Annotated in this window: 15 protein-coding genes and 1 tRNA gene; 15 read left to right on the top strand and 1 reads right to left on the bottom strand. The window is 61.3% G+C overall.

Annotated features, from left to right (window positions below; genetic code table 11):
• Positions 1-259: 259 nt before the first annotated feature.
• Positions 260-1,462: a pyridoxal phosphate-dependent aminotransferase gene (locus tag ACFP6B_RS10395; protein ID WP_377129769.1), complete on the bottom strand. Its 1,203-nt coding sequence runs from the start codon at positions 1,460-1,462 to the stop codon at positions 260-262.
• Between the two features lie 254 nt (positions 1,463-1,716).
• Between ACFP6B_RS10395 and ACFP6B_RS10390 the strand changes: the two genes are divergently transcribed.
• From ACFP6B_RS10390 to ACFP6B_RS10320, 15 genes are all read left to right on the top strand, one after another.
• Positions 1,717-1,789: transfer RNA gene (locus ACFP6B_RS10390), tRNA-Trp, on the top strand.
• Positions 1,790-1,864: 75 nt separating this feature from the next.
• A complete protein-coding gene (secE, locus tag ACFP6B_RS10385) occupies positions 1,865-2,128 on the top strand; it encodes a preprotein translocase subunit SecE (RefSeq protein ID WP_237194772.1) in 264 nt (87 codons plus the stop codon).
• A 101-nt stretch (positions 2,129-2,229) separates the two neighbouring features.
• Complete coding sequence (gene nusG, locus ACFP6B_RS10380; RefSeq protein ID WP_377129767.1) at positions 2,230-2,976, top strand: transcription termination/antitermination protein NusG; 747 nt, start codon at positions 2,230-2,232, stop codon at positions 2,974-2,976.
• A 395-nt stretch (positions 2,977-3,371) separates the two neighbouring features.
• On the top strand, positions 3,372-3,803 hold the full coding sequence (gene rplK / locus ACFP6B_RS10375; protein WP_135012423.1) for a 50S ribosomal protein L11: 432 nt from the start codon (positions 3,372-3,374) through the stop codon (positions 3,801-3,803).
• A gap of 140 nt (positions 3,804-3,943) precedes the next feature.
• Positions 3,944-4,636: a 50S ribosomal protein L1 gene (gene rplA / locus ACFP6B_RS10370; RefSeq protein WP_185174246.1), complete on the top strand. Its 693-nt coding sequence runs from the start codon at positions 3,944-3,946 to the stop codon at positions 4,634-4,636.
• A 204-nt stretch (positions 4,637-4,840) separates the two neighbouring features.
• Entirely contained in the window at positions 4,841-5,755 is a 915-nt protein-coding gene (locus ACFP6B_RS10365) for a hypothetical protein (protein WP_377129764.1), read from the top strand.
• Between the two features lie 155 nt (positions 5,756-5,910).
• A complete protein-coding gene (locus ACFP6B_RS10360; protein WP_377129762.1) occupies positions 5,911-6,978 on the top strand; it encodes an ABC transporter ATP-binding protein in 1,068 nt (355 codons plus the stop codon).
• Positions 6,979-7,300: 322 nt separating this feature from the next.
• On the top strand, positions 7,301-7,810 hold the full coding sequence (gene rplJ / locus ACFP6B_RS10355; RefSeq protein WP_237185947.1) for a 50S ribosomal protein L10: 510 nt from the start codon (positions 7,301-7,303) through the stop codon (positions 7,808-7,810).
• Positions 7,811-7,929: 119 nt separating this feature from the next.
• On the top strand, positions 7,930-8,307 hold the full coding sequence (rplL, locus tag ACFP6B_RS10350) for a 50S ribosomal protein L7/L12 (protein WP_135012413.1): 378 nt from the start codon (positions 7,930-7,932) through the stop codon (positions 8,305-8,307).
• A gap of 132 nt (positions 8,308-8,439) precedes the next feature.
• A complete protein-coding gene (locus ACFP6B_RS10345) occupies positions 8,440-9,462 on the top strand; it encodes an endonuclease/exonuclease/phosphatase family protein (RefSeq protein ID WP_377129760.1) in 1,023 nt (340 codons plus the stop codon).
• 150 nt (positions 9,463-9,612) lie between these two features.
• Positions 9,613-11,094 (top strand): glycoside hydrolase family 32 protein, encoded by a 1,482-nt coding sequence (locus tag ACFP6B_RS10340; protein ID WP_377129758.1) that lies wholly within the window; start codon positions 9,613-9,615, stop codon positions 11,092-11,094.
• A gap of 163 nt (positions 11,095-11,257) precedes the next feature.
• Positions 11,258-11,824 (top strand): PTS sugar transporter subunit IIA, encoded by a 567-nt coding sequence (locus ACFP6B_RS10335; RefSeq protein WP_377129756.1) that lies wholly within the window; start codon positions 11,258-11,260, stop codon positions 11,822-11,824.
• A gap of 196 nt (positions 11,825-12,020) precedes the next feature.
• Positions 12,021-14,006, top strand: coding sequence for a sucrose-specific PTS transporter subunit IIBC (locus tag ACFP6B_RS10330; protein WP_377129754.1), 1,986 nt, complete (start codon positions 12,021-12,023; stop codon positions 14,004-14,006).
• 279 nt (positions 14,007-14,285) lie between these two features.
• The gene (locus tag ACFP6B_RS10325; protein WP_377129752.1) at positions 14,286-14,930 is read left to right on the top strand and encodes a GNAT family N-acetyltransferase; all 645 of its coding nucleotides are present in this window, start codon (positions 14,286-14,288) and stop codon (positions 14,928-14,930) included.
• A gap of 159 nt (positions 14,931-15,089) precedes the next feature.
• Complete coding sequence (locus tag ACFP6B_RS10320) at positions 15,090-17,198, top strand: S8 family serine peptidase (RefSeq protein ID WP_377129750.1); 2,109 nt, start codon at positions 15,090-15,092, stop codon at positions 17,196-17,198.

Here is a 17,198-nt window from a genome sequence, read left to right as displayed (position 1 = left end):
CTGTGGGGTGGGTTGCGCTGTATGTTTTGGGTCGCTGAGTAAGAGTCAAATGCGACTTTAGGGGCGGGAAAGATTCTAGTTTCTGGCACTCCGGATATTACAGATAGCGCGGCATATGAACCTTCGCAAGCGACCCTCTCGCAGCTTCGCTTCGCTCAGGTGCGATTCACGCCAGCCGCCGAGCCAGCTTGCTTGCGGTTCATATGCCGCGCTTACTTGGCGTCCTGCGTACCGCTGGGGTGTGCCCGAATCAGGCAAACTACTCTGCGGTTGCCAGCAGCTTCTGCATACGAGCCAGGCCTTCGGTGAGGTCCTCATCGCCCAGGGCGTAGGACAGGCGCAGGTAGCCGGAGGGGCCAAAAGCCTCACCGGGAACAACCGCTACTTCAGCCTCTTCCAGGATGATTTCGGCAAGCTCAGCGGAGGTCTGCGGGGTCTTGCCCGCAATGGTCTTGCCTAGCAGGCCGGTGACGTCGGCGTAGGCGTAGAAGGCGCCCTTGGGGGTGGGGCAGTGGACGCCCTCGATAGCGTTAAGCCCCTCAACGATGGTCTTGCGGCGGCGGTCGAAGGCCTTGTGCATCTCGTTGACGGCGTCGAGGGAACCCGAGACAGCTTCAAGTGCCGCCAGCTGGGCGATGTTGTTGACGTTAGAGGTCATGTGAGACTGCAGGTTGGTTGCTGCCTTGGTGATGTCGGCGGGGGCAATCATCCAGCCCACGCGCCAGCCGGTCATGACGTAAGTCTTGGCAACACCGTTGAGAATGACGGTGTTCTCAGCCAGGGCGGGCACAGCCTTGACGATGGAAGTGAAGGGTACGCCGTCGTAGGTGAGGTGCTCGTAGATTTCGTCGGTGAGCACGATGATGCCCTTCTCCAGCGCCCATTCGCCAATAGCTTTGGTCTCTTCGGGGGTGTAGACCGCACCCGTGGGGTTAGAGGGGGATACGAAAATCAGGGCCTTGGTGGCGGGGGTGTAGGCTGCCTCCAGCATGTCGGGGGTGACCTTGTACTCCTTGTCGGCTCCCGCGAAGACCTCGATGGGGTTGCCACCAGCCAGGCGGATAGCTTCGGGGTAGGTGGTCCAGTAGGGGGCGGGCAGCAGTACGTCGTCGCCCTCGTCAATAACGGTGGCAAAGGCCTGGTAGACGGCCTGCTTGCCGCCGTTGGTCACGATGACCTGGGAGGCGTCAATATCGATGCCGGAGTCACGCTTGGTCTTCTCAACGATTGCCTGCTTGAGGGCGGGCAGGCCAGCGGCCTGGGTGTAGCGGAAGTTGGCGGGGTCCTCAAGAGCCTTACGGGCGGCGTCCACAATGTAGTCGGGGGTGGGGAAGTCGGGCTCGCCCGCACCAAAGCCGATAACCGGGCGTCCTTGCGCCTTGAGGGCCTTAGCTTTAGCGTCAACGACGAGGGTGGCCGAGGGGGCGATAGCGCCAATGCGGCGTGATACGCGGGCAGTCATGGGGAGGTTCTCGCTTCCGTCCTGTGGGCAGGACCGTTGGGTTATGGCAAAAAGGGTGCGGACGCCAGCGCGGCGGCTGGCATCTACCCCCTTAAATCAATCATAGGGTGGGCGGGAGCCTGAAGAGGGGCTGGCGCGCACCAAATTGCCAAAGCAAAAAATATGTTCTACAGTAGATAACGTTGTTCGCAACCGAACAGCTTCAGGTTTGTGCCCGCAAGGGTTCCAAACCTCCTTGAAGGGGTAACCTTCAAAGGGCGGTGGCTCAATTGGTAGAGCAGCGGTCTCCAAAACCGCAGGTTGCAGGTTCGAGTCCTGTCCGCCCTGCTTCAAGCCTCACAGGTTTATTTGTCAATCGAACAGTTCATGTTCATGATGAGTCTAGAAAGGGGCGGGCCTACCATGGCTAAATCAATCGCCGCCAGGACCGCCGATTCTGAAGAACCAGGCGCAGAGAAGAAGCTGGGCTTCTTCGGCCGCATTTTCCAGTTCTTACGCGAAGTTATCGCAGAACTCAAAAAAGTCACCACTCCCACCGGTAAAGAGCTGGTGCAGTACGTGATTATTGTTCTTTTCTTCGTTGCTTTTATGATGCTCTTCATCTCGGGCCTAGATTACGTTTTCGGTCAGGGAGCCTTCTGGATTTTTGGTAACGGCATCAACTAGAAGTACGAAGCTAGGCCGACGGCGGCCTAACCCGTAGAATCTTTTGTGTATGTAGGGCGTGCGCGCCTTCAAGTAAACCCCAATGACGAAAGCAGGAAAGCGTGTCCGAGCAGGAAGTTGCACCTGAAACCGAAGAGGTCGTAGAACCTGCAGAGCAGGCAACCAAAGAGGGCCACGAGGCTGTTGAAGTAGCAGCCGCTGAGGTCGTCGAAGAAGTCACTGAAGCTGAAGAAACTGGCGAGCCCGCCGTTGACCCGCTCGAAGAGTTCAAGGCTAAGCTGCGCCGCCAGGAAGGTGAATGGTTCGTCATTCACACCTACGCCGGCTACGAGAACAAGGTCAAGGCTAACCTCGAATCCCGTGCCCAGACCATGAACGCTGAAGATGACATCTTCGAGGTTCAGGTCCCCATGGAAGAGGTCATGGAAGTCAAGAACACCACCAAGAAGCTGGTTCGCCGTGTGCGCGTCCCCGGCTACGCTCTGGTGCGTATGAACCTGACCGACGAGAGCTGGGGCGTTGTACGTCACACCCCCGGTGTGACCGGCTTCGTCGGGCAGGACGCCTACACCCCGGTTCCCCTGCGCCTCGATGAGGTTGTCGACATGCTGGCTCCCGTCTTTGAAGCTGAGCAGGCAGAAGCAGGCGCCGCCCCCAAGGCTGCCCCCGCTGTTGAAACCGGCTTTGAGATCGGCGAGGCCGTCACCGTTAAGGAAGGCCCCTTCGAGGGCATGCCCGCAACCATCTCAGAGATCAACGCCGCAGCCTCATCAATGGTTGTGCTGATTTCCGTCTTCGAACGCGAGACCCCCGTGACCCTGAACTTCTCACAGGTCACCAAGATGTAAAACCAGCTTGTCTGGATCAAGGGCCGCCCCGCTTGATGTGGGGCGGCCCTTTTGTTTTCGTTCAAAAGTGGGGGAGGGCTACTAGAGTTTTCCGCATTTATTCTGGTTTACCCGCAACTAGTTGCGGGTAAACCAGAATAAATGCGGGGAACCTGGAGTGATGGTGTTTGCGCAATCGGCCTAACCCCGTACCTATCCACCTGTGAGCAAGCACCCAGGGGTAGGCGTCCGCCCCGCAATAGCTTTAAAGCTCGGATCGTACTAAGATAGAAGACTGTATGTGCGCACCCACGCCGGTGCGCCCCTACACGGTGCCGCCGCCGCCATGGCAGCACCACCGCCCGGTGCATACTCCTGTGCGCCGGTCCACCAGCTAAGAAAAGGACCAAACACAAATGGCTCCCAAGAAGAAGGTCGCAGGCCTCATCAAGCTGCAGATCCAGGCAGGCGCCGCTAACCCCGCGCCCCCCGTTGGCCCCGCACTCGGTGCACACGGCGTCAACATCATGGAATTCTGCAAGGCCTACAACGCAGCCACCGAATCCCAGCGCGGCAACATCATCCCCGTAGAAATCACCGTCTACGAGGACCGCTCCTTCACCTTCATCACCAAGACCCCTCCCGCAGCACAGCTCATCAAGAAAGCAGCTGGCGTTGCTAAGGGCTCCGGCGTACCCCACACCCAGAAGGTCGGCTCACTGACCCTGGACCAGGTCAAGGAAATCGCCCAGACCAAGATGGAAGACCTCAACGCTAACGACATCGACGCCGCAGCGAAGATCATCGCCGGCACCGCCCGCTCCATGGGCATCACCGTCGAAGGCTAAAACCCTTCCACCCCGCCCACCGCGGGGAACCGAGGTTCGCACCTCACCCAAAGACAATTGTTAGAGTCTCCCACCCGGGAGGCATGTGGCAGAGCCGAGCGCGGCTCACCAAAGACCACACCTGCAAAGGAGAAAAGCAGATGGCAAAGCGCAGCAAGGCGTACCAGGCAGCTGTAGCCAAGATCGAAGCGGACAAGCTCTACGCACCCGCCGAGGCTATTGCAGTAGCAAAGGACATCGCGGCAGACAAGCCCAACTCAACCGTTGAGGTCGCACTGCGACTCGGCGTTGACCCCCGCAAGGCAGACCAGATGGTACGCGGTACCGTCAACCTGCCCAACGGCACCGGTAAGACCGCCCGCGTTGTAGTTATCGCAGCCGGTGAAAAGGCTGAAGCAGCAGAAGCAGCTGGCGCTGACTTCGTTGGCTCAGACGACCTGATCGCAAAGATCGCTGGCGGCTGGACCGACTTCGACGCAGCAGTTGCAACCCCCGACATGATGGGCAAGGTTGGCCGTCTGGGTAAGGTTCTGGGTCCCCGTAACCTTATGCCCAACCCCAAGACCGGCACCGTCACCATGGACGTTGCTAAGGCAGTTGCAGACATCAAGGGCGGTAAGATTGACTTCCGCGTTGACCGCAACTCAAACCTGCACTTCATCATCGGTAAGGCTTCCTTCACCGCTGAGCAGCTGACCGAGAACTTCGAAGCAGCTCTCGAAGAGGTTAACCGCCTCAAGCCCTCATCAGCTAAGGGCCGCTACATCTCAAAGGCAACCATCGCCACCACCTTCGGTCCTGGCGTTCCCGTTGACCCCTCAACCGTAGCCTAAGTTTCTTAGACCCTAACGGTTATTCAAGGCAGGCTCCCCGCGCATAGGTGCGGGGGGCCTGCCTTTTTGTTGTGGCGGGCAGGCAGAGCGATGGCGAAGCAAGGCGGGGTGCGCGGACGCCCGGGTCTAGCTTTCGCGGGCCCAGCCAGCTATTCTTGTGGTCAAGAGCACACCCCTTTCAATGATGTCTGGAGGTTCAACCCCGTGTACCGCGTCGCCTACTTCCCTTACCCGCGTCCGTCCGATCTGCCCGTCTATCGCGATGAAAAGTTGCTCTACCCCGGCCTGCTTGCCCTGCAAGAACCGGTGAGTCAAACCGTCTTTCTCTACCGCCTAGAAACCCTGTACGAGGGGGACTTTCCCACCGACTACACCATCTATAACTATGCTGGTGGACCCCTTGAGAGCGAAATGCGCATTAATATCTCCGCCCTGGGGCCTGCAGAAGAACGCGGGGACGGGGAGCCGATGTATCAGTTTGAAGCCTACTCCCGTTTCGAAGACCGCGCTGGAAAGCTTATCTCACAGGGGCTACTGACCCGCACCGGAGAAATCCGCTGGGACGAACAAGACCCCGGCCACTGGCTACACCCCCACGTGAAAACCCTGATCGAGTACCTGGCTCAGGCCCCGGCCAAAGCGCCTGAGACCATCGAAGAAGGGCAGGTTATCACCTGGGACCTCCCGCAGCTTCTGAGCGACGAGCTGACCATCAACGAACATAACTTCGAGCGCCACCTGCCCCACTGGTTCGCAGTAGAGCACAGCGAAGATTGCACCTGGTACACAGAGCAGCTCGCACAGCACACTGATGACGAGGAGCCCCTGCCACTCCTTAACCGTCTAGTACAGGTCGTCCACCCCGATACAGTAAGCGACAGGCCAGCCCACCCGGGGGAGCTTGCCCCTAGTATCGGCTATACCGCGAAGGTCAAAGGTGCGGGGGCTGATGTGCTCAAATGGGGTCGCAATCTGACTCCCACGGTGTGGGGCAGAGAAGCTGATGCCGGGCTACTTCCCGGTTTCAGCGGCGAGAACCTGCCCGGTTCAATTCGAGATTTGGTAGAGCAGGGTGAGATTATCTACCCCGATGACCGCATTGAGCAGGCACGAGGCTAACTGCTTCCCTAACGAGCGTGCGCCTTATCGCTGAGCGTGCCGCAGATAGGTGCACGCTCAGCGATAAGGCGCACGCTCGGTCAAATCAGGGTTGCACTGTGGTGGGAAGGCTGCGGTCAGGGCGTACCGTGCAACCGTCGGGCATAATAGAGGTCATGACCAGCCCCGACCTTACCATCACCGGCCTGACCAAGCGGTTTGGTGCGTCCGCCGTGCTTGACGGCATTGACCTGACCGTGCCCGGTGGCAGCCTACTTTCCCTGGTGGGGGAGTCGGGGTCGGGCAAATCCACCCTGCTGCGCATTATTGCCGGGCTGGAACAGGCGGACGCCGGTCGCGTGCTGTTCGGCCACCGGCCGGTAGGTGTTGGGGGAGGCACCCGCATCAAGGGCAAGGCCAAGACCCGGCAGGCAGGGGCCGTGCCGGTGGGGTTCGTTTTTCAAAAGCCCGTGCTCTACCCCCACCTGAGCCTGGAAGAGAACATCCTCTTCGCCCAGCGCCTGCGCGCCCAGGAGCAGCTGGACCGCGACCACTACCTTTCCCTCGTCGATACCCTGGGTCTGGGGGAGCACCTGCGTAAGAGGCCGGCGCAACTATCGGGTGGCCAGGCCCAGCGGGCCGGTATCGCCCGGGCCCTGGTGCGTAAACCCACGCTGGCTCTCTTCGACGAGCCGCTCTCTAGCGTCGATGAGCACCTGAGCGAAGCTATCCGCGCCGACCTGCTGACCCTGCACCGCCAGCTAGGGTTCACGGGCATCTACGTCACCCACAACCCCGACGAAGCCCTCGCGATGGGCCAGCAGCTTGCGGTGCTAGAGGGCGGACGCCTGGCCCAGGTTGCCGCCCCGGGGCAGGTACTGGCCGCCCCGGCGTCCGCGCAGGTCGCCCGCCTGCTGCACCCGCTTTACAACGAGCTAGAGGTAGAACGGGGTGGGCGGGCAATACCGGCCGGTATCTCTGCCCACGGATTTGAGCGGGCGGACGCCGCTAGCCCGGGGGCCCTGCCGGTGCGGGTGCTGGGCGTGCTCGCCCATACGACAGGAAGCCGTTTTAGCCTTGAAACCACTCGGGCGGTAGAGCTGCCACACTCGGACGGTGCCGTGACCATTCCCGCCGGTAGCCCGCTCACGGCTGTGCTGCCAGAAACCCCGGTAGGCGCGGAGCAGGGGCTCTACCTGAAACTCCGACAAGATGCTCTGCACTGTTTCTCAGGGCAAAGCTAGTTTGTACCACGTGCTGACCAAAAAACCTGCCTCATCTGGTCTGTATGCGGTACAAAGGTGGATAGAAGCGGCGGTTTAAGTGATTAAGCACCCTTAAACCCGGTTTTAACTTGCCAGGGCCCCGCTAACCGTGGTTAGATGAAGTAACCAAAGACCGCCGGTCTGTGCCTTTTACAGGTACGATAAGGGCTAACCAGCCCACCTGCGTAGGTGCCGATAACAGAATACAAACCAGTTATAGCTGGGCTTGTATTATGCCTCGATGCCTGCGCGTCGGGGCATTTTTTGTTGGCCTGGCGGGATAAGAACTGGAAGGAACACCATGGCAACACAGGATAAGATTGCTGCCGTCTCTGAGATCAAGGAACTCCTTGAATCCTCAAACGGCGTAATTCTCACCGAGTACCGTGGTCTCACCGTTGCACAGATGAAGGAACTTCGTCGTGCACTGGGTGCTGAGACCGAGTACGCCGTGGTAAAGAACACTCTGACCGCTATCGCGGCTAAGGAAGTTGGCATCGACGCATTCGATGGTCAGCTCCACGGCCCCAGCGCAATCGCATTCATCAAGGGCGACTTCATTGATGCTGCGAAGGGTCTGCGTGACTTTGCCAAGGCTAACCCCCAGCTGATCGTTAAGAGCGGTTACTTCGAGGGCGAAGCTCTCGACGAAGCTGGCATCAACAAGTTTGCAAGCCTCGAATCACGCGAGGTACTTCTTGCAAAGGTCGCAGGCGGCGCAAAGGGCGCAATCGCAAAGGTTGCTCGCACCGTTGACGCTCTGCGTATCAAGCTCGAAGAGCAGGAAGGCGCAGCACCCGAGGCCGAGTAATCGTCTCGAACTGCCCACCGCACAGACTTCGGCCTACTTACCTGGGCCACCCCACAATTTTCAAGCTCGCAGGCTGAAATACTGAGGCTTGCAACTGAATCAAAGAAGGAGCCAATCTCATGGCTAAGCTTTCAATCGAAGAACTCATTGAAGCATTCAAGGAACTGTCACTCGTTGAGGTTTCCGAATTCGTTAAGGCATTCGAAGAAGAATTCGACGTAACCGCAGCTGCTCCCGTTGCTGTTGCTGGTGTTGCTGGCGGCGACGCTGGTGCTGCTGAAGAGCAGTCAGAATTCGACGTTATCCTCGAATCAGCTGGCGACAAGAAGATCGGCGTTATTAAGGAAGTTCGCGCCCTCACCTCACTGGGTCTGAAGGAAGCTAAGGACCTCGTTGACGGCGCTCCCAAGCCCGTTCTCGAAGGCGTTTCCAAGGAAGACGCAGAGAAGGCTAAGGAAGCTCTCGAAGGCGCTGGCGCAACCGTCACCCTCAAGTAAGTTTCTTACTTTTCTTATCTTTGGCGCAGGGGCGGCACCCATCACGGGTTGCCGCCCTTGCGGCTTTTTGTTTAAGGACGGACGCCGCCCTCACCTCTTCCCCTGCCTGCTGGTTTTGGTTAGGCTGGGGTCATGGGTAAGACTCTGATTCGTGCATTCTGGTGTCTGTTGCTGGCCGGTGCTCTGGCCTGGCTGGCTATCCTGGTGTGGCCGGGGCACCCGGTCACCTCCTGGCTGACCACCCGCCTGGTTATAGCCCAGGCCGTCGCCTTCCCCACCCTGCTTGCGGTGGCCGGGGCGGGCGTCCTGATAGTGGCCCTGCCGGTGACGCTATGCCGTTCCACCAGCGGAGCTACCCGCGTCCTTGCCGGGCTGACGGCGGTAGCCTGTGCCGTCTCTAGTCTGCTGGCTGTCACCGACCCCTACGGGGCTGCGCGCTACCAGGCGCGCGGGGTGCCCGCTATTGGGTGCGTTAATATGCAGACCTACCGGGTGACCACCTATAACGCCCTCGACACCCTGACCGCCCAGTCCCTGGCTCGGTTGCTGGCCGATGAGCCGGATTTCCTGGTGCTCCCTGAAGTCTCACCCGATACAGCCGCTCTTGCTGGCGGCGTTTCGGGCTACCAGGTCTTCGCCTCCACCAGCGGAAAGGCCCACATCGCCCCGACACTGACCCTGGTGAGCGACCGACTGGGCACCTACACCGCGCAGGAAGTGCCCATGACCTTCGGCGCCCTCATTCTGGCTCCTGAAAATGACGATAGTGGTCACCCATCACTGCTGGCGGTGCACACGGCCCCGCCCGTGCCCTCCTACATGCAGCAGTGGCGCGATGACCTAGCCACCATCGACCGCCTGGCCCGCGATGAGAACCGCCCTGACCTAATCGCCGGCGACTTCAACGCGACCCTGCTCCACGGCGGCCTGGCCAGTTACGCGGGGGTAGGCTCATACCTGGGTGCGGATGCTGCCCTGGCCACCCACCGGATTGAGGGCACCTGGCCAGTCGGCGGAGTGCTAGGAATGAAAGCACCCATCGACCACATCATGGTGATGCAGGGGCCACCTGCTGGTGGTGAAGAAGTGACCTACCAGCAGGTAGGTAATTCTGACCACCTGGCAGTAAGTGCCGCCGTAGACCTTTGCAGCTAGGCGCGTGGGCTAGCCCATATCATAATCTGGAAGATTTGCCGGTCTGCTCTGCACACTGCCGACCTAAGACCTGGGGAGAGGGCAGGGGGTAAGCTGGATATGACTAACGATTGACAGACCCCGCTATCGCACCCACCCAAGGAGCCCCGCGTGACTAAGCCCGGACGTCCGGACGCCGCCGAACTGCTCGCAGCCGCCGAGCAAGCCTATGCCACCTACCACGAGCAGGTACGCACCGACCCCGACTACCCGGCCCTGCACCTGGCACCGCCGGTGGGCCGTCTCAACGACCCCAACGGGCTGATCTACCATGAGGGTACCTACCACGCCTTTTACCAGTACTCACCCGTCCACCCCACCCGCGCCGTCTTCTGGCGCTACGCTACCAGCGACGACCTCACCCACTGGCAGGACCGCGGCACCGCCATCGCCCCCACCGACTGGTTCGATAAGAATGGCTGCTACTCGGGCTCGGGTTTCGTGGGCGAGGACGGCACCTTTGAGTTCTTTTACACCGGCAACGTCAAGGACGCCGACGGCAACCGGGAGGCCTACCAGGTACTCTTCACCTCACCCGACCGGGGTAAGACCTTCACCAAGCAAGAGGTCTTTATCAACGGCCCCGAAGAGGGCTATACCGCCCACTACCGCGACCCCCACGTGATTGAACGCGAGGGCACCTTCTACGCCGTCATCGGCGCCCAGCGCGAGGACGAAACCGGGGCCGTGGTGCTCTACTCCTCACCTGACCGCCGCACCTGGACCTTCGACGGGGAGCTCACCTTCTCAGACCCCGCCCTGGCCAACCTGGGCTACATGTACGAGTGCCCCGGCCTGATTCAGCTGCGCGACGAAGAAACCGGAGAGCTCAAGGACGTACTGATTTTCAGCCCCCAGGGTATGGAGGCCGACGGGGAGAAGTACAACAACATCTTCCAGACCGGCTACATCGTGGGCACCCTCACCGGCACCCATTTTGAGGTCACCACCCCCTTCACCGAGCTGGACGCTGGCACCGAGTTCTATGCCCCCCAGTGCTTCCACGGAGTGGGGCAGGACGGCTCCCATGCTGTGCTCCAGGGCTGGTTCGGCAATGCCGACCAGGACGACCACCCCTCCTGGGACAACCACTGGGTGCACATGCAGACCTACCCCCGCCGTCTCACCCTGCGTGCTGGCCGTATCTACCAGAACCCCGTGGATCAGCTTGATAGCGCCCTGGCACCCGCCCCGGTTAAACCCGCAGCTCATGGCGAGATTGCGGAACTGGCGGACGCCCGCGTCTGGCGCCTGTGCGGTGAGGTAGCGGTAGCTGAACCCGTGCAGATTATCGTTGAGGATGCCGCGGGGCAGGCCCTGGTGCTGACCCTGAGCGAGGACGGTGCCCACCTAGACCGCACCGGCAGCCGCTACACCGTGGGCGGGGCAGAACGCCACCGCACCCTAGAGCACTGCGCTACCCGCACCTTCGACCTGCTGGTCGATGCCTCCGGAACCGAATTCTTCCTCGATGGGGGAGCCGCCGTATTCTCATCCCGAACCTACTTCACCGGGGCTAAGCGCACCGTCCGCCTGGTAGCAGACGAGGCGGCCGTGCGGAGCCTCGAAGCTGCCCGACTTGTAGAAGACTAGGGGAGAGGGGCCGGTGCCTTAGTGCGCGGGGCGAAAAATTTTCCGTGACCTGGCACCGGTCGGGCTCAGCAAGACCTGTCTCACAGGTTACCGGCGGTGGTAGGCTGGTGGAGACGCCGCACACAGCGGCCCCATCACTCCCAACCACTATGAGGTGACAACCATGGCAGGCTTCTTCAAAAAGCTCTTTGGCGGTAGCGACGACACCGCAGCGCAGACCCCCGCTCCCGCAGCTATTCCCGCCGCAGCACCGTCCGCCGCTGGCGCGTCCGCTCTGACCGCCCACATGAACGGTACCGTTGTTGAGCTTGCCGGCGTGAGCGACCAGATGTTCGCCTCAGGCGCCCTGGGCCCCGGTGCCGCCATTGAGCCGACCGCAGGTGTGGTTGTAGCTCCCGCAGACGGCGAAGTAACCGTCGCCTTCCCCACCGGCCATGCCTTCGGCATCCGTACCGCAGACGGTCTGGAAATCCTGATTCACGTAGGCTTCGATACCGTGGAACTGGACGGCAAGTTCTTCGAACCCAAGGTCAAGAAGGGCGATACCGTCACCCGCGGCCAGGTACTGGTGGAGTTCGACCTGGAGCAGGTCAAGGCTGCAGGCTACCCCGTGACCACCCCGCTGGTTATCACCAACGCCAAGAGCTCCGTTGCCGACCTGACAGTTGCCAACGCAGGGAGCGACGTAGCGGCCGGTGCTGACTTTATCACCGCAGCTCGCAAGGGCTAAAACAAAGCTTGAGATAGGGTCGGTGGCCACCTAACACAGGTGGCCACCGACCTTTTGTAAGGGGCTGTTTTGGCCCCTTTTTTGGTGCTAGTATGTCAAACGATTGGCATGTTTGTTTTCGGGCAAACGTACACACTCGCGCCGAGGCAGAACCACAGATATAGGGGGAGCCTGGCCCATACACCAAGGAGAAGACATGGACCATAAATCCGTGGCTGAGCGAGTCCTCACCGCCGTTGGCGGCAAGGACAACATCGCAGCAGGTGCCCACTGCGCCACCCGCCTGCGACTGGTGCTCAAAGACATGAACGCCGTCAACCAGGCCGCCCTGGACAACGACGAGGACCTCAAGGGTACCTTCAACAACTCCGGCCAGTTCCAGATCATCGTGGGCCCCGGCGACGTTGACGAGGTCTACAAGCACATGGCCGCCGCCGGCATGAAGCAGGTTTCAAAGGACGAACTCAAGAACGTCGCAGCGGACCAGGGCAACCTCTTCACCCGCTTCATTAAGGTCGTCTCAGAAATCTTCCTGCCGATCATCCCTGTACTGGTCGGTTCCGGTCTGCTCATGGCACTCAACAACGTGCTGACCGCACCCAAGATTTTTGACCCCGAGCTCTCCCTCATCGAGATGTACCCGGCCTGGACAGGCTTCGCCGAAATCGTCAACCTGCTCTCGGCAGCGGCCTTCGCCTTCCTGCCCGTGCTCGTCGGCTTCACCGCCACCAAGGTCTTCGGCGGTAACCCCTACCTGGGTCTCACCATGGGTGCTGCCATGGTCTTCCCCTCCCTGGTCAACGGCTACAACGTAGCTGCCGCCCTGCAGGACGGCACTATGACCTACTGGGACGTCTTCGGCATCCAGGTCCAGCAGGCTGGCTACCAGGGTACCGTCCTGCCCATCATCCTGGTCGCCTTCATCCTGGCCAACGTTGAGAAGTTCTTCCACAAGATTCTCAAGGGCGTCATCGACTTCATGTTCACCCCCACCCTGACCCTCTTGATCACCGGCTTTGCCACCTTCATGTTGGTCGGCCCGCCCATGTTCAAGCTGGGCACTATGCTGGGCGACGCTATCAACTGGCTCTACACCACTGCTGGCCCTGTGGGCGGCTTCCTCTTCGGTCTGATCTACTCACCGATTGTCATTACCGGTCTGCACCAGTCCTTCCCGCCCATCGAACTCCAGCTCTTCACCCAGGGTGGCTCCTTCATCTTCGCTATCGCCTCCATGGCTAACGTGGCCCAGGGCGGTGCCGCCCTCGGCGTCTACCTGACCACCAAGGACAAGAAGATGAAGGGTCTTGCCGGTGCCACCGCGCCCTCAGCCTTCCTCGGCATCACCGAACCCGCCATCTTCGGCGTCAACCTGCGTCTACGCTGGCCCTTCTACATCGGTATGGGCGCCTCAGCTGTAGCCTCAACCCTTATCGCTATCTTCGGCGTCAAGGCCATGGCCCCCGGTGCCGCAGGCTTCCTGGGCTTCCCCTCCATCAGCACCGAAGCCGGTGCGGGCTGGGCAGGCTTCGCCATCGCTATCGTGACCTCAGCCGTCCTCTCCACCGGTGCCTCCTTTATCTACGGTAAGCGCGCCTTCGCCGGCCAGGTTGCCGAAGAAGAAGTTGAAGCCGCCGCCCCCGCCGCTACCGCTGTGTCTGTAGCTGCCCCCGCCACGTCCGCCCCCGTAGCAGCCACCGAAGGCTACGAACTGACCGCTCACCTCAACGGCACCGCCGTGGAACTCTCAGCGGTATCAGACCCCACCTTCGCCTCCGGCGCCCTGGGCCCCGGCGCAGCCGTAGAACCCACCGAAGGCAAGCTCTACGCACCCGCCGACGGTAAGGTCACCGTAGCCTTCCCCACCGGCCACGCCATCGGCATGCGCACCGACAAGGGCGTAGAAGTCCTTATGCACATCGGCTTCGACACCGTCGAGCTGGACGGCAAGCACTTCACCCCCAAGGTCGAAAAGGGCCAGGAGGTCAAGCGCGGCGACGTGCTCGTCGAGTTCGACATGGCCGCCATCAAGGCCGCAGGCTACCCCCTGACCACCCCGCTGGTCATCACCAACGCCAAGAAGACTGTTGACTCAACCGCTCTTGCCGTTGCTGCAGGCTCAACCGTGGCCGCAGGCCGCGACGAGCTGGTCAGCGTAGCCGCTAAGACCGCAGCCGTCTAAAACCTTCCCAGGGAAGAAAACCCGCCCCGTGCCCGTCCTGCTGATAAGGACGCGCGCGGGGCGGGTTGCTTTGCGCTATACCAGTACGGGGGTGCCCCTACATCTTGGCTCGTGACCCTCTTGCTCCTCGCCCGGGGGCTCGTCGCAATTCACGCCAGCCCCGAGCCAACGAGCTGCGATGCAGGGTCACCCCCTCCGTAGAAGGTGCAAGGAAAACTCTCTCTAGAGCTTTCTTGACCGGGTAATCTTGAAAGGTAACACCGTACCCAGGAGGATTCCATGCCCGAGCAAACCTACGACTTTACCGTGCGCGAAGCGACCGAAGCTGACTACCCCGGCGTGATCGAGGCGTTGACCAATGCCTTTGAGCACGACCCGGTCATGAACAAGGCTATGGGCGGGGACGGCCGCACCGAGACCGTCCGCGGCCTTTTTGAGTTCCAGCTGCGCACCACCTACGCCCCGAAGGGCACTATCGATATCGCCGTCACTGCCGACGGCAAGGTGCTGGGTGCTGCCCTCTGGCTCTCGCCCGAGGCCCAGAAAGGTAACCTGCTAGCCGACATTAAGGCCCTGCCCGACTACTACCGGGTGCTAGGGAAGGGGCTGGCTCGTGCCACCGTCACCGAGCTGCGCCTGCTGGCAGCCCGCCCCAAGTTCGACCACTGGTACCTCTACACCATCGGTGTGCACGAGGACGCCCGCGGCCACGGCATCGGCTCCCACCTGCTGGATTACCGCCGCGAGCGCCTGGGCGAGACGCCTGCCTACCTGGAAGCCTCCACCTACCGGTCAGCTTCTCTCTATGCCCGCCACGGGTTTGTTGAGCTTTTCCGGTTTAAGGGCGGCAAGCCTGCCCTGGGCATGTTGCACCCGGCTCCGGTGACCCAGGTGTCGCTTCACGACCACCATAGAAGCAAGTAATATTCTTTTTTCTCTGTTCAGGGGCGCGTGAGCGTGCAAGAATACTGTTGTTTGCCGGGCTGTCTGCTTATCCCCCATAGGTGGCAGTCGGGGTGCTACCGCTACCACCGGTAGCACCGGGCAGGCACTACACACGCAACACGGAGAAAGAGCACCCCCATGCCCCTTTTCACGCTGCCACATACCCGAAAAGTCGCCAAGGCGCAGCTTGCTGCTGTCACCGCGGTGACCCTGCTTGCTAGTGGCACTACCTATGCAAGAGCAACCGAAACCCCCGATGCTACGGGAACCTACCAGGCCGGGCAGACAGGCGATAGCAGCGCCCTGGTTAAAGAAACCGACCGCCTGATAGTGACCTTTGCCGAGGGCACCACGACCGAAGAGCGCCAGACTATCGTTGACCGCGCCCTTGAAGATACCGAGGCCCTTAAGACGGCAGAGGTTGTCAAAGAGTCTGTGGGTGAGGACGCCACCACAGGCGTGATTGAAGCCGACCACCCCCTGAGTGAGGCCGAGCAGCAGAGCGCTATTGAGGCGCTGGAAGCTGACCCGGGCGTCCTCGCAGCTGAACCTGACCAGCTGGTCCGGGCCGTGCAGAATGTGCACGGTACGGCCACCGGCGAACCCCTGTATAGCACCCTCTGGAACTTTAGGGCAGCTAACGTGGCCCCCGCCTGGTACCGGGCGGACGGGGCTGGAACCACTATCGCGGTGGTCGATACCGGCATCACTTACCACCCCGATCTGGCCCCTAACCTGGTGGCCGGGTATGACTTTATTTCTGATAACTCCTACGCCCGCGACGGGGGCGGACGCGACGCCGACCCCACCGATATCGGCACCTTCTCTGGTTCTACCCCCTCGAACTGGCACGGCACCCATGTAGCCGGTATCGCGGCGGCCGCAGCCCAGGGCACCGGGCTGGCGGGGGTGGCCCCTCGCGCTAAGATTCAGCCGGTGCGGGTACTGGGCGTGAACGGCTGGGGCTATGCCTCGGACATCGCGGACGGTATCGCCTGGGCCTCCGGCGGGAACGTACCCGGCGCGCCCCGGAACGCGACCCCGGCAACCGTCGTCAATGCGTCCTTGGCCTGGCCGTCTGATACCTGCCCGGCTGCCCTCGACGCCGCTATTAAGGGAGCCTACTCCCGGGGCGTTCCGGTCGTTGTTGCCGCCGGGAACGCGGGTGCTAACGCAAACGCCTGGACACCCTCTAACTGCTACTTCGCTATCGTCGTGGGAGCTACCGGCGGCGATAACGCCCTGACCGCCTACTCCAACTGGGGCTCGACCCTCGATATCCTTGCCCCGGGCGGTACCGCCTGGCAGCAGGTGAACTCAACCTCTAACGCGGGACGCACCACCGCTACAACCGCCAGCTTTGGCGGGCTCTACGGCACTTCTCAGGCAGTCCCGGTGGTAGCGGGCACTATCGCCCTGATGAAGCAGGCCAACCCTAACCTCACCATCGAGCAGATTCGAAACACCCTAAAATCTACCGGTAGCCCCGCCAGCGGCTACCGCCTGGTGAACACCGGTCAGGCTGTAGCAACCGTAACCCCGCCCCCACCTGCCTACCGGGTGATGGGCGGAATCGGTTCTTACTACCAGGCCAACGGTGGTGAAGCTGTTTTTGGTAAGCCCACCCAGAACGAGTTTGGCTCGGTCGGGGGCGGCGCTATTCAGAACTTTGACCGCGGCTACGCCCTGTACTGGACGGCCACCTACGGCACCCACGCGGTGAAATGGGGCACCGGTATCGGCGAGCACTACCGCCAGAACCGCTGGGAACTGGGCCACCTGGGCTACCCTACCAGTAGCGAGTACGCCTATTCTTACGGGGCCGCCCAGAATTTTTGGAACCCCGTGACAGGTTCCCGCTACGCCGTACTGTGGAGCGCAGAGACAGGAACCCACACCATGGTGGGTGGGGGAGTGATCGCCGGTAAATGGTACAGCATGGGCGGGCCGGACCGCCTGGGCTTCCCGTCCACATCAGAAATCGCTTTGAGCGGCGGTGGGGTAGTGCAGTTCTTCCGCAAGGGCGGCAGCCTGACTGCCATCTACTGGCACCCGGTGCACGGTACCCGCAGCGTGTCGGGTACTGGGGCTTTCTACCACTACTGGCTAGCAAATGGCTACGTCACCCGTCTGGGCTACCCGGTTACCGATGAACACCTGGGGGCAGACGGACGCATGCACCTGCGGTTTTCGTCCGGCGCTCACCTGACCTGGAGTACGTCCGAGGGGCTGCACCGGGTGCGCTAG

It is taken from the genome of Rothia nasimurium (assembly GCF_042660305.1).
Taxonomy (GTDB): Bacteria; Actinomycetota; Actinomycetes; order Actinomycetales; family Micrococcaceae; genus Rothia; species Rothia nasimurium.
Note: the sequence above shows the minus strand (reverse complement) of the source record. Positions and strands in the feature narration are given on the sequence as shown.